The following is a 13,080-nucleotide window of genomic DNA, read 5'->3' on the forward strand; positions in this document are numbered from 1 at the left end:
AACCTATATTTTCTTTACAATAGGATGCCAAATATTCAAAATTAATCCTAATAAAACTCCAATGGATCCTACTATAACTAAGTTCAATTCTATTTTTTCCCTTGGTAGTCTAGAACGAAGTATTTCTCCTGCAAATAAACCAGATAATGTTGTTGCTGTAAACCCAAAACCGGACAACAACCATGTATATTGAGTACCATCATCAAAACGACCAAAAATATACTGATCTATAATTATGGCAATATTTTTATCTGGCAAAAACTCACTAGTACCTAAACCAGGAATAGTAGCAAGCTCCACCCTTGCCATTTTTTATTATCTGAGGTAAAGGTAATCCGAACATGATTTTTAGACTCGATTTCTACAACAGAACTTGAGGGGTCTGTTCCTGCCTTCATGGCATGAAAATAGTTTCCAAAGTTCAAATTATAACACTTGAAAAACTATGATTATTAGGATCTATGCCTCTAATTAAAGGGTAATTTAGTCAAGCTATTACCCTTTCAAAAACATTAAGACTCGAATCTAATTTAGCTTATGTTATTATTCATTACTAGATAGAACAGCAGAAGCAGCAAGAAAGACGTCTAAAATTTCAACGTACTATAGCAAATGATGCATATGCATAAAAAAGCCCCTGTACCAATTTAGAAGTTACAGGGGCTTTTTTATATGTAAGTGTTATAATTTAAACCAAATTATAATCCATCAACGGTAAATTCTTAAATCTTTTACCTGATGCTTTAAATATAGCATTAATAATTGCAGGGGCTATTACAGGAACCCCAGGCTCCCCAACTCCTGTTGGTCTCTCGTTATTTTCTACAATCTCCACATGAATATTAGGTACTTGTGGCATTCGTATCATCTGATAATCGTGAAAATTACTTTGCGTTATTGCGCCTTCTTTTGCTGTAATCTTACCATAAAAAGCTAATGACATCCCGAAGATTGCAGCCCCTTCCATTTGTGCTGTAATTGTGTTCTTATTCACTGCAAGACCACAATCTATAACCGAGTGAATATTATGCACTTTTACTTTATCATTGATAACAGAAACTTCTACGACAGAAGCTACATAGGATAGAAAACTATAATGCACCGCTAAGCCCATAGCATGACCTTCTGGCAATTTTTTACCCCAATCTGCATTTTTTGCTGCTGTTCTTAAAACATGTTTTAATCTGGCTGTATCATATTTATAGTCATTTTCAGTAGTTTCTATACGATCACTACCAATAAGGTTTAATCTAAATTCTAAAGGATCAATTCCTGCTTCATGTGCTAATTCATCTGCAAATACATTTATAGCAAAACCATGTGGAATATTAATTACAGAACGCAACCATCCAATACGCACATGCGCTGGTGCTTTGCCCGTTTCAAATTGCATATTCGGAATTTCAAAGGGTACATTAGCCGCGCTTGCTGCCTCCCAAGGTGCCGGTTCATCAGCACCAGGGCTAAAAGTTGATCCGATAGTAGGAAAAGCAAAACGATGCAACCAACCTGTTACCTTTCCATTTTCATCTATACTTCCTTTCATATATTGAGAAGATACGGTATGATAATAACTATGTTGTATATCATCTTCACGGGTCCAAACTACTTGTACAGGAGCCTTTATTGCTTTAGATATTGCTGCAGCTTCCACCACATAATCAGGCTTTGATTTTCTCCCAAAACCTCCCCCTAAAAAGGTAACATTAACCGTAACATTCTCTTCAGACGTTCCTAAAAAATCACTTACTTCTGTTCTTGTTCTTTGAGGTTCTTGTGTGGGCGCCCAGATTTCACAGGTATCTCCCTGTACCCAAGCTACTGCATTAGGTACCTCCATAGGAGCATGTACTAAATGTGGCAGTTGGTAAGTACTTTCAATTGTTTTTGATGCTTTTTTAAATGCTTCATCAACACTACCCGAGCTTTGAACAACATTTCCTTTTTTAAGAACATTTGCTGTAATCTCCTCCATATATGCTTCGGAATCATAGTCTTTATTAGCTCCTAAATCCCATTCTACTTTTAAAGCTTCTTTACCTTTAAATGCTGCCCATGTATTTGTTGCAATTACAGCAACACCTCCTAAAGGACCAAATGGTTTTATAAGCATCGGAATTTCTACAACATCTAAAACACCTGCAATTTTTAAGGCAGCTGTTTTATCAAAAGAAACAACCTTACCAAAAGCTACTGGGCATCTTTTTACAGCTGCGAATTTCATCCCTTCCAGTCTTGCATCTAATCCAAAAACAGCAGTCCCATTTGATAGATTTTTCACATCTTTACTCGGTAGATATGTACCAATAAATTTAAAATCTTTAGGATCTTTTAAGCGCACATCTGTAGGTACTTCAAGCGTTTTTGCGATTTCAACTAAATCTCCAAAACCAATTTTATCACCTTTTGTATTTAGAATAAAATGATTTTCCGCACTACATTCAGATTCATTTATTTCCCATTTTTTGGCCGCAGCAGCAATTAATATTGCTTTAGTAGCTGCACCAATTTTTCGCATTTCTTCATATAGGAGTCGGACACTTTTAGAACCATCCGTATTTTGATCACCATACTTAACATCGCCCACTGCCTGCTGTATACTAACTCGGTCCCAATCTGCTTCCATTTCATCTGCGATAACAGAAGTTAAAGATGTGCGGACCCCTTGACCCATTTCTGATCTAGAGGCTACCAATATTAATGAGCCATCAGAATTTAACTGAACAAATAAATTTGGATTAAAGGCGATAAGTTCTTTTGTTTCTACAGAACAGCTATTAAAAAGACTTGTTCCTGAAGCTATAATAAGACCTCCAGAAGCCAATCCAATGCCTTTAATGAAACTTCTTCTGCTTACATTTTGTACATCTTTCATAACTATTCTTTATTTTTTAATGCTACAGAATTAGTAATCGCTTTTTTAATACGTGGATACGTACCACAACGACAAATATTTCTACTCATCGCAGTATTTATATCTTGTTCTGTAGGATTAGCTTTTGAATTTAATAAAGCTGTTGCTGTAATTAATTGCCCAGATTGGCAAAACCCACATTGTGGTACATTAAATTCTTCCCAAGATTCCTGTAATCGTTGCAAGTTTTCTTGATCACCTTCTACCGTAATTAATTCTTTGCCTACCGCTAAAGAAACTGGCAATTGACAAGAATTTATAGCAGCACCATCCATTAAAACCATACAAGCACCACATAAACCTTTACCACAGCCAAATTTGGTACCCGTAAAACCTATAATATCTCGTATAACCCAAAGTAGCGGCATTTCTGAATCTGCATCTACTTGGTGTTCTTTTCCATTAATTTTAAGTGTAACCATATATTTTTTATTAGGACCAAATTTTATTTGAACAAGATATGCCAAACATTGGGTATAAAAATAACGGTTTTTAACTATTGACAACTGTATTTTACCTTTTTAACAATTTAAGTCAGAAAGTAAACTTCTATTTATCAATAAAGAATAGTAAGCAGTAGTTACTCTTTTAATTGTATTATGTCTAGCGTATAAATATTTAAAATCATAAAAAAAAGTCCTTAAATTAGACCTTTTATATTTTTATTTGATAACAAACTCAACCGTTTTACCTGGTTTAAGCGGCACCATTTGTTTATTTTTTTTATTCCTAAATGACAGTTCAGCTTCTTTTTCCCCTATAGACTGCACCGTTAACAGATTATCTTTAAGGGTAACCAACACATCTGTAGCATTTGAAAATGTTAATTCAATTTTCTCAAATTGCAGCTTATTTACTGAAAAAAATAGTGTTTCTATTCCTTTAGATAAAGAATTAGGTTCTTTACCTTCTATAATCCAAAAAGTATCATTCCATATCCAATCTTTAAAATTGGGTTTCTCTTTCTCTTCATCTATTCTATTTGCATAGCCTTGATATGGATATAGGACACTAATAAAACTAAATGCATTCTGACCTTTTTTAGTAACTACAGCCCATTGTTTACCTCGTGTTCCAGATGTGGTAACTGTGTCTGTCTTTTTAAGTTGATATATGTCCAACCCTGATGCGTTATCAAATGTTGAACGGATTAGATTTGGAGTTTCTTCTAAAGAGTAATGTCCTTGCCAAACTTGCTTGTAATCATGTGGGGTCTCTGATGAAAAATTATCTTTTATAACCCAAAAATCATCTTTCAAATAAATAATTTGTCTACTGTACGATACGCCATTTTTTTCAAATCCGTCATGACGACCTACAAATACATCAATATTATTGTTTGTTTCCCAAGCAATAGTTTTAGGATGTGGCAATTCTAAAAACTTACCAAAACCACTACCGCCTTGGTTGGATGTATACTGTTTGCCTTGTAACACATTGTCAACAAGGGCTACATTTTTTACCATAGAATTTTTAAAAAATCCGTAATCACTTAAAGAATAGCGCACTTGATAATTTGGTAAAATATTTTTCCCATTCGCCATTGCTTGTACCCCCAACATATCTCCATGCTGATGATCTGGTTTGTCCTTATCCAAGCCAGCAGAAATTATCATCATTTTATCCTTAGGTTGCCAACCCTCACGCATTACATAATAGCCTGTTTTAGGAAACTCTAGCGATTTCATCGTTGGAGATTGCGCTTCTATATGATCCAACATATCTAATTGTGAATTGCTCACATACCAAAACATTTTTTGTTCGACATGATCATTTGCGAAATGACCAATTTTAGGTGATTCAAACAATAAATAGCCTAATGTTAAAGCTCCCGAAATATCATTACTTTCTGCCCAAGGATCATCTGTATCATCAGACAATACCGGTGCTGTTTTATTTGGATACGAAATTTTTGTTAAGGTAATAAACAATGATTTTAACCGCTCCTTCCAAAATGGTTTTACTTCTAATTTACTAATTTTCGCTAATTGATATACATAAAAATAAGTTCCAATATCACTCATATGATAATGCACAGAACGTTCAAATTGAAAACCATCATCATTAATTTCTTTGGACATATGTTCTTCTAACAATGACATGGAATGCTCATACCACCTATCTGTACCTTTAAAATCTCTAAACAATACAGAAATCATCGCTAAAGCAGACATTCCTCTTGTTTGATGGTTTCCAGAAGCAAAATCAGGATTGCGCTCATAAAGATGAGCTCCGTGTTGTAATAAGGTCGCTATTGTGGCTAATTGATCTTTATCTGTATAAGCTTCTTGCCCCAAAAACATCGTATGTATTTGCAACCAATTAAGTACTCTATACCCCGAACGAAAAACTTCGTATACTCCATTACCATCTTCTATTTTCTCAAATTGATCAGCTTTTAAAGCTCCATTTAAAGACTGTAATTGATTTTTAAAATAGGTAATGTATTTAGGGTTCTTATCTTCATAGAAGTATTGAAATGCAACATCTACCATTTTATGTTGCCGTGCCAAATGGCGCAATGCATATGCATTTACAGGTGCTCCATTTAGGTAATTAAAAGGAAGTTTCCATTGTGTAGTTCCTGAAAACTTATCCATATGATCCTTCGCATTTTCAGCATGTGATTTTTCTGCGCCACTATTGCTGCTCTTGTATTTTTGAAACCGAGCATCAAAATCATTCCAATCATAAAAATAACGCTCCGCAAATTTGTCTCGGAAATATTGCGCTAAAACAGCTTCAGTAATAGGGCCATTACTGCCTAATTTTACTTTAACTTCTGGAGTTAAATAATTAATTAAATCGTTGGTTGCTATTACTTCATTAGTTGGTATTGCTTGCGAAAACCCTAATCCCGAAGCTAAAAAAAATAGGATATAATATAATTTATAAAAGTTCATAAAGCGCATCTCTAGTACATTAGTTTTTGTTTCAAGTTTTGCTCTATTCTAATTTCTCCCGAATTTGACATCGTATTATTCACTGGTTTCTGACCTTTCTCTCCCCATAAAACAGCAATTTCTTTTACTGGATTGTCTTTGAAAGTATTGTCTGAGAAATCAACATTTACGATACCGTGGTTTTGAATTAATAGCCCACTCTCATCTGCTTTACCACAATTGGTAAATGTATTATTTTTCAACACTAAGTTTCCACCAATACAGGACTCATCGTAACCACCACGATAATAATTTAAAACTGAAGATTGAACCTGATCAAAGGTAGAATTCGTGATAAAAACAAACTCTGCATTATAATCCCCTTTTGCATCAATCTCTGTATTTAAAAGAATCCCTGTTAGACAATCTTTGATGCTGCTATTATCTATAGCTATTGTATCTGCAAATGATGCCTTGTAAGCTTTAATAACACTTTTAAACTTTGAAATCTCTGTGTTTTTTATAAAAAGGTTGAAGGCTTTAGACATATTTTTATCCAAGGTAACTATCGCATCTTGTGTTTTGTCTCCTTTTAAGCTTAGGTTTTCTAAATTTAATACTCCCTTAGGGTGCATTTCAAACCCAGTTACTCCTGTAGCAAATCGCAATTCGGCTTTCTTTCCTTTATCCGAAGAAATAATGGTTACATTTTTATCAATAATCAATGTTGCATTGATTTTATAAACTCCTGAATTTAAAGTTAAAATATCCCCAGAGTGTGCACTTTTAAGCTTAGAGACTAATGACTTCGCTGAACTTACTGCTATTGTTTTAGGCTTGTAATTAGATGCTTCTGTTGAAAACCATTTAGTTCCATAAAGTTCTTTTTGAATCAAAAGCGGATTTCCTGTTATAGGTAAAGTAATAGCTCCAACACTATTTTGTTTTTGTCTGTCTGCACCGAAAAGATCTGTTTTAATAGTTTCAAAATCGAAACCATGATACACATCCTCTTGGTTTTTTGTAGGCACATAAAGATCTTTTGATATTTTTTTTACCTCGAAAACGCTAGTTCTAATTCCGTCATTAGAGACATCACTTTTATTTTCACTATTTAAATAATTATTTTTAAAAGTAACACCACCAACATCATCATAATTTACAACTGGGTATTGATCTTCCTCGTGGTTAAACACTAAATTATTAGCCAGAAGCATACGCTCTGGTCTTGCTGAACGAATTTCTGAAGCGGGTAATACATCTTTTTTATCGATGTTAGTACCTACGCCAAATTGAAATGGAGACTTGCAATCTATATACGTATTGTAAGCTACAACAACATCTGTAACTTGGTTGTAACGGTTTAAAGGTGACTTTGGAATACCATTCATCACGGCTAAAGCACTTCTAAATTCATTACCTCTTATTTTATAGAAGTAATTATTGGTAATCCAATGTCCGGTATTAATTACACGAATACCTCCTATAAATTCAGAATTATCATTCCCTATAAAAACGTTACCATCAATAGTACAATAATTTCCATGTCTTAAAACTAAAGACCCCTCACTCTCAAAAAAGATATTATTTCTGTATTCGTTAAAATTAGATTTGTTTGAAATTATTTCTACTTCACCATTACATTTATCAAAAAAATTATTTGAAACATTCGTATATGAGGGTGTCATTGAAGTGTAACTATCGCCAATTTGCAAAGTTTCACCGTGTGGTCCTCCTTTACGAGGCCTTGGTCCAAAATGATTAAAAACAATTTGATGGTAATTATAGACATTCTCATTCCCATTTAAGAATACTCTTACCGTTGGTCCAAAATTTGATTTACCAACTATATTACAATGATCTAATTGATTGTGCCTACCCCATAATTCTACCCAATGATCTGTATCTTCTCTATTTGGTTGTGTAAACTCATCTATAACGCAATTCGTAATTCTACTATAGTTTGCAAGAGAGTCATTATTAATTTTAAATTGAATAACACTTTTAGTTGGCGTGTGTCCATTTTTAAAATGTAAATCTTTAACTACAAGATATTTTCCTCCTATTCTTAAATTGGAAACTCCTTCTATGGTAACTTTACCAGCTGTTTCTGCACGTAATATGATCGGATTTTCTTTTGTTCCTTCTCCATAAAACTTAATTTGAATATCGTTCCAAACTCCATTTTTCATTATAATCTCGCTACCTGCTTTCGCATTGAATATGGCCTCTTGCAACTCTGCTTGAGTGCTAACTTTTGAAGTTTGTGCGGTTAATATTTCTTGGTAAGAAAAGAACGTAAAAGTTAAAAATAAAAGGATAAGACTTTTTTTCATGCTATTTGGTTTATGTAATATTCAGAATGAATACCATTTTGGGATAGTAACTATTCAGTGTAATAAAAGCACTAAAAGATTGCGTTAATTGGTTTTCCAAACTGGTTTACCAAATATACGGCTATTTGTTGTATTATTGAATTTTTAACTTTTTTTTCAATTTAATAAAATTTGTTAAGGAAAGATTTATCATTAATACAAAAGAGAATAAATTTACTTAAGGTATCTAAGCTCAAAAACATTTATATATTGTTTGGAAACTTCAGAATTCAAGTGCAGATAGCTATAGCTTTATAAGCTATAGATTAATAACTATTAGCAATAATATCATATGCCAAACGCTCATCTGCTGATAATTTATATTTACTCCGTGTATTCTTATAAGGATTAGGGTTCGGAACTTGTTTCTTGTCTATCGCATTAAAGACTGCAGGATGTACATAATAATTTTTACAAACAGTTGGTGTGTTTCCTAATTCTTCGGCTACCATTTTTATAACTATATTACTAAATTTTTTTCGAGACCTTTTTTTTTGACCATTTAAAGCATGACCATAACATTCAATAGCCAATCTACTTCCGGACCAAGTTCTAAAATCTTTACTCGAAAAATTATCTCCCATAAATTTAGAAATATACGCATTGACTTCTTCACTATCTACATCTTGAAAAACTCCTTCTTTATCTTCGTATCTAAATATTTCATAACCTGGCTGGCTAGCGGCTTCTTTGATAAAAGGAATTAGGTCTATATCGTCAATATGTACTTCTCTTTCTTGGTTACTTTTACCTTTATAGTTAAAGATTAACTCATCATCTTTAAAATTCAAATGTTTTCTACGTAATGTGGTTAGCCCAAATGTTTCATTTTCATTGCGATAGTGTTTATTGCCTATTCTAATTCCATATTCATCCAGTATCAAAATAATTAAAGCTAGCAATTTACGCTTAGTCCACTCTTTAGACTGAAGATCTTTATAGGCTCTTTTTCTTATTTTAGGAAGATAATCTGCAAAGTCTAACATTTTTCTAAACTTAGCCTCCTGCCTATTTTTCTCATATACGGAGTGATAAATATACTGTTTACGACCTTTCAAATCTCGCCCTATGGCTTGTATATGTCCGTCATCAAATTGACAAATAAAAACATCTGACCACATTGGAGGTATCACAAGGTTTCTAAGCCTCTTTAAAATCTTTTTATCAACTATTTTAGATGCATCTTCGTTATAAAAAGCAAAACCTTTTCCGCTTTTTTTTCTAGAAATACACATTGCCGAATCATCTACTTCTTTAATTTTGATTATGGAACAACTATTAAACTCAATTGGATAAAGTGATTACTAAATTCCTGGTCGTTGTATCGCATTCAAATTTAAAACACGAACCGCATCTTCTGTTTTAGCACTCCTGATTTGATCCATAGCGATTACTAAAGTTCTAAATTCTTTTGCACAGGATAAATTTTCAAGTACTACAGTATTTATATTTAAGCTAGTCATAACTTTACTTCCTGGATTTAAAACCTCATTGATGAGGCTAATTAGGTGTCTATTTTTAGCACTAGATCTTAGAATAGAAATATTCATATCTCTTACTTCATCCAAACCATTAGCCACAACAAGAGCGTAGTACTTAGAAACTAATATTTTTTTATACTTTTCAATTCCCCTGGCTCTAAGAATTACCTCACCTTTTAGTGCGCCAAATTGTTCTTTTATAGTCGTATCCATTTTTTTTCTTTTTAGAACTATAAAGCTATATTATACTTGAAAAAGCAATTACTCCTAATACTTTTTTTTTGAATCTAATCGCTCTTTATTTTGAGTCGTCCTAAAATAGGTTGACAGTTTTTAAATAATTAATATTAAACCAGAGAAGCTAGCTTCTCTGGTTTTTTGTTATGTACAAAGTTAGGTGTTTTATATTTTAGACTCAAGTGTGGTCTTTTGTTGTTATACGTTTTTATTGATTCTGCTATAAGCTTTTTCAACTCTTTGCCAGTGTTACATTTATAGATTAGGAATTCCCCTTTCAATATGCCGTTGATTCGTTCTGCCAATGCATTTTGGTAGCAATCATAACCATCTGTCATTGACGGAGTCATATTGCTTAGCCTTAGTTCTTTTTGGTATATGCCGGAGCAATACTGCAATCCTCTATCGGAATGATGAATTAGATCTTTACTTGTCAATCTATTGTTTTTAGCCATTCTTACTGCTTTTACCACATTTTCGGCACTCATATCATCACTAAGGTGATATCCCATTATTTTTCTACTATAGGCATCGGTTACCAAGGATAGATAATGTGTCCGCTCTCTACTTTTGATATATGTAATGTCACTGACGAAGAACTCTTCTGGTCTGGAAACTTTGATTTCTTTCATCAGATTAGGATGTTTTCTAAGCCAATGTTTAGAGTTTGTTGTCTTGGTGTAATTCTTCCTTGGCCTTATCAGCATCGATTCCGAGCGCAAATATCCAAACAGGGCATCTCTTCCTATTTTTAAATTGTGCTTTGCGAATTCTTCCTTTAACAGGTAATACAGCTTTCGTGTACCGAGCCGGGGCATATCCTTGCGAACACCTTCAACCAAGTTCTTTACTTTTATAAACTCCTGTTCTCTTTTTATAATCCGTTTTTCTGCTTGATAGACCGCTTGTCTACTTACCCCAAACAATCGACAACAACGAGATAAACTTAATCGTTGTTCTTGTCGGATGCGCTGGATTGATTGGGCGAATGCTTTTTTCTGATAGCGGTACCATACTGTTTATCGGAGATGTCAATCATAGTATTGAGAATTTTGTTCCTGAGTTTTTCATCGGAAAGCTCTCTCTCCAAGCGTTTGATTTTTTGGGCAGGTGTTTCTTTTGATTTTGGCATTTGATGGCGTATTGGTTTAGTCCAATCTAATGTACCATGTTTTCTCAACCAAACCAAAACAGTACTTCTACCTTGAATACCATAAGCCTTTTGCGCCTGCTTATAAGTCATTTCGCCTTTTTCAACCTGATGGACAACACTTAATTTAAAGCCCAAATTATAATCGCGTTGGGTACGCTTGTCTACCGTAATAATTGAATGTTTCATAAATAAGTCGATTTTGTGTCAACTTATTTCAGGACGGGACATTTTCATAAAAAAAAGCCTTGAGGGTTTCTCAAGGCTTTTTAAATAATTCTAGACACGGTATTAGTGCTGCTGTATTTTCTCTTTCCGTTTTCTTAGCTGTCGCTCTAATTCATTTATAGATTCACTTATAGAACTTTCAAAATTATCATGACTAGACTCCGCGAATAAACGCGGGCCAGGTAAACTTAATCTAATGTTACAAATTTTCCCTGTTTCATCCGAAGAGGTGTTTTCTTCTTTAAAAAAGACATCAGCTCTAATCAGCATGTCATATTTCTCTTTTAAATTATCTAATTTTTGTTTTGCCATTGCCTCTAGTCGATCACTAGAAGCAACATCGTGGTATTCATATATTATCTGCATAGTTCTTATTTTATTTATCACAATTTACCATCCAACCAATTCCGTATTGGTCACTACATCTACCGAAATGGCCCCATTCTCTTTCTCCAAATTCATGATGGACCTGTCCTCCTTTTGAGAGTTCCTTAAATACTTTTTCTGCTTCGTCAACGGTATCTAAATCAACACTCATATGAATCTGACTTCCGCTATTTATTGGGGTGTCTGGAGCTGCATCATACGCCATAAAATGTACGCCTTTCCCTTTAAGTTCTGCATGCTGTAGTTTTCCCCGATAATTACCAGGTACGTCTATTTTTTTATCCTCATAGGTTTGACGATTTTTAATTTCTGCGTTAAATATATCCCCGTAAAAACTTAGGGCTTCTTGACAATTGCCATTAAAGGCTAAATATGCTTGTACGTTCATAATTTTAATTTTCATCTAAATTACAAGTAAGTGTATTGATGGCTTTGCTCGAAAGAGATAACTTTTGATGCGTTCCGTAATCTAAATAAAGTTTTCTAAAATAAAAATACCACGGTATTTCCATCACTACTTTGCAAAGAGAAATCCTTACTATAAGGTATAGAATTAATTTGAGGTCTGAATAATTACAATATTCTTAATAAAAGTAATTTCATTGCGTTAATAAAATCGTCGTTAAAGCAAATTTATGATGAAATAGCGCTCTAATTTTGTAGTAGTAATAATTTAAATAATACATATATGAAAACTTTGAAAACAATATTATTAGGAGCAATACTTTTTACATCATTCAGCGGATTTTCTCAAACAGACAAAGAAGCAAAAATCATGAAAGATGCAGAAAAAGTAAAAATTAAAATGGTGAAGACCGATAAAGGATTGAAAACTTTTATGGATAATTCTACAGCTTATGTAATCTTCCCAAATGTAGGTGAAGGCGCTTTGATTATCGGTGGAGCTTCTGGAAACGGGGTTGTGTATGAAAATAGAAAACCAATTGGTTTCGCTGATTTAAAAAAATTAGATATTGGACTACAAGCTGGTGGACAAGCATTATCTGAAATTATTTTCTTTGAAACAGAAGAAGCATTGGCAAAATTTAAGGATGATGAACTTACATTTTCTGCAGAAGCATCTGCTGTAATTTTAGAATCGGGAGCATCTAAAAACGCTAATTACAGTGATGGTGTAGTTGTATTTGCAATGCCTAAAGCTGGAGTTATGGCTGATTTATCTGTTGGCGGACAACGTTTGAGTTACGAGTCTTTTGATGATCGTTCTGAAAAATAAGTAGTACCATATTGATACTTAAAAGGTTGTCTAAATAGACAGCCTTTTTTTTGCCAATACATCATATAAAAATCTAAAAATAATATAGAAAGTATTTTAACAGGGTACTTTTTTTAGCGTCAAAAAGTGTTTTGATTGTTTTAAATTCTTCTCTTTTCCAGTCCTAATTTTGGCCTAAATTAAAAACAA

At 33.4% G+C, this 13,080-nt stretch carries 11 protein-coding genes; 1 reads left to right on the forward strand and 10 read right to left on the reverse strand.

The annotated features are described in order from the left end of the window. Nucleotides 1–3 precede the first annotated feature (3 nt). The 10 genes from CELAL_RS21335 to CELAL_RS02215 form a co-directional block, all read right to left on the reverse strand. Nucleotides 4–309: a hypothetical protein gene (locus CELAL_RS21335; RefSeq protein WP_052303970.1), complete on the reverse strand. Its 306-nt coding sequence runs from the start codon at nt 307–309 to the stop codon at nt 4–6. A gap of 379 nt (nt 310–688) precedes the next feature. Further along, nucleotides 689–2,875: a xanthine dehydrogenase family protein molybdopterin-binding subunit gene (locus CELAL_RS02170; protein WP_013549275.1), complete on the reverse strand. Its 2,187-nt coding sequence runs from the start codon at nt 2,873–2,875 to the stop codon at nt 689–691. Between the two features lie 2 nt (nt 2,876–2,877). Beyond that, entirely contained in the window at nt 2,878–3,336 is a 459-nt protein-coding gene (locus CELAL_RS02175) for a (2Fe-2S)-binding protein (protein ID WP_041557894.1), read from the reverse strand. A 240-nt stretch (nt 3,337–3,576) separates the two neighbouring features. After that, the gene (locus tag CELAL_RS02180) at nt 3,577–5,817 is read right to left on the reverse strand and encodes a heparinase II/III family protein (protein WP_148229647.1); all 2,241 of its coding nucleotides are present in this window, start codon (nt 5,815–5,817) and stop codon (nt 3,577–3,579) included. Between the two features lie 11 nt (nt 5,818–5,828). Continuing rightward, complete coding sequence (locus tag CELAL_RS02185) at nt 5,829–8,132, reverse strand: chondroitinase-B domain-containing protein (RefSeq protein ID WP_013549278.1); 2,304 nt, start codon at nt 8,130–8,132, stop codon at nt 5,829–5,831. Nucleotides 8,133–8,437: 305 nt separating this feature from the next. Further along, nucleotides 8,438–9,406: a DNA topoisomerase IB gene (locus CELAL_RS02190; RefSeq protein WP_013549279.1), complete on the reverse strand. Its 969-nt coding sequence runs from the start codon at nt 9,404–9,406 to the stop codon at nt 8,438–8,440. Between the two features lie 69 nt (nt 9,407–9,475). After that, a complete protein-coding gene (locus tag CELAL_RS02195) occupies nt 9,476–9,865 on the reverse strand; it encodes a hypothetical protein (protein WP_013549280.1) in 390 nt (129 codons plus the stop codon). 134 nt (nt 9,866–9,999) lie between these two features. Next, nucleotides 10,000–11,228, reverse strand: a protein-coding gene (locus CELAL_RS02200; RefSeq protein WP_085951515.1) for an IS3 family transposase whose coding sequence is annotated in 2 segments (ribosomal slippage) — nt 10,000–10,880 and nt 10,880–11,228 — 1,230 coding nt in all. Because the reading frame shifts where the segments join, the coding sequence is not laid out codon by codon here. Nucleotides 11,229–11,330: 102 nt separating this feature from the next. Continuing rightward, on the reverse strand, nt 11,331–11,633 hold the full coding sequence (gene hpf, locus CELAL_RS02210) for a ribosome hibernation-promoting factor, HPF/YfiA family (RefSeq protein WP_013549283.1): 303 nt from the start codon (nt 11,631–11,633) through the stop codon (nt 11,331–11,333). Nucleotides 11,634–11,643: 10 nt separating this feature from the next. Beyond that, complete coding sequence (locus tag CELAL_RS02215; RefSeq protein WP_013549284.1) at nt 11,644–12,042, reverse strand: VOC family protein; 399 nt, start codon at nt 12,040–12,042, stop codon at nt 11,644–11,646. A gap of 300 nt (nt 12,043–12,342) precedes the next feature. On the opposite strand from CELAL_RS02215, the gene CELAL_RS02220 reads away from it, so the two are divergent. Continuing rightward, complete coding sequence (locus CELAL_RS02220; protein WP_013549285.1) at nt 12,343–12,891, forward strand: lipid-binding SYLF domain-containing protein; 549 nt, start codon at nt 12,343–12,345, stop codon at nt 12,889–12,891. Nucleotides 12,892–13,080: the final 189 nt, after the last annotated feature.

The sequence above is a fragment of the Cellulophaga algicola DSM 14237 genome (assembly GCF_000186265.1).
In the GTDB taxonomy this organism is placed as follows: domain Bacteria; phylum Bacteroidota; class Bacteroidia; order Flavobacteriales; family Flavobacteriaceae; genus Cellulophaga; species Cellulophaga algicola.

Bases quoted from the DNA above. Each gene is read 5' to 3' on its own strand.
- CELAL_RS02220 (WP_013549285.1), top strand. From the start codon at position 12,343: ATGAAAACTTTGAAAACAATATTATTAGGAGCAATACTTTTTACATCA.
- CELAL_RS02185 (WP_013549278.1), bottom strand. From the start codon at position 8,132: ATGAAAAAAAGTCTTATCCTTTTATTTTTAACTTTTACGTTCTTTTCT.
- CELAL_RS02190 (WP_013549279.1), bottom strand. From the start codon at position 9,406: ATGTGTATTTCTAGAAAAAAAAGCGGAAAAGGTTTTGCTTTTTATAAC.
- CELAL_RS21335 (WP_052303970.1), bottom strand. From the start codon at position 309: ATGGCAAGGGTGGAGCTTGCTACTATTCCTGGTTTAGGTACTAGTGAG.
- CELAL_RS02175 (WP_041557894.1), bottom strand. From the start codon at position 3,336: ATGGTTACACTTAAAATTAATGGAAAAGAACACCAAGTAGATGCAGAT.
- CELAL_RS02215 (WP_013549284.1), bottom strand. From the start codon at position 12,042: ATGAACGTACAAGCATATTTAGCCTTTAATGGCAATTGTCAAGAAGCC.
- CELAL_RS02195 (WP_013549280.1), bottom strand. From the start codon at position 9,865: ATGGATACGACTATAAAAGAACAATTTGGCGCACTAAAAGGTGAGGTA.
- CELAL_RS02180 (WP_148229647.1), bottom strand. From the start codon at position 5,817: ATGAACTTTTATAAATTATATTATATCCTATTTTTTTTAGCTTCGGGA.
- CELAL_RS02170 (WP_013549275.1), bottom strand. From the start codon at position 2,875: ATGAAAGATGTACAAAATGTAAGCAGAAGAAGTTTCATTAAAGGCATT.
- hpf (WP_013549283.1), bottom strand. From the start codon at position 11,633: ATGCAGATAATATATGAATACCACGATGTTGCTTCTAGTGATCGACTA.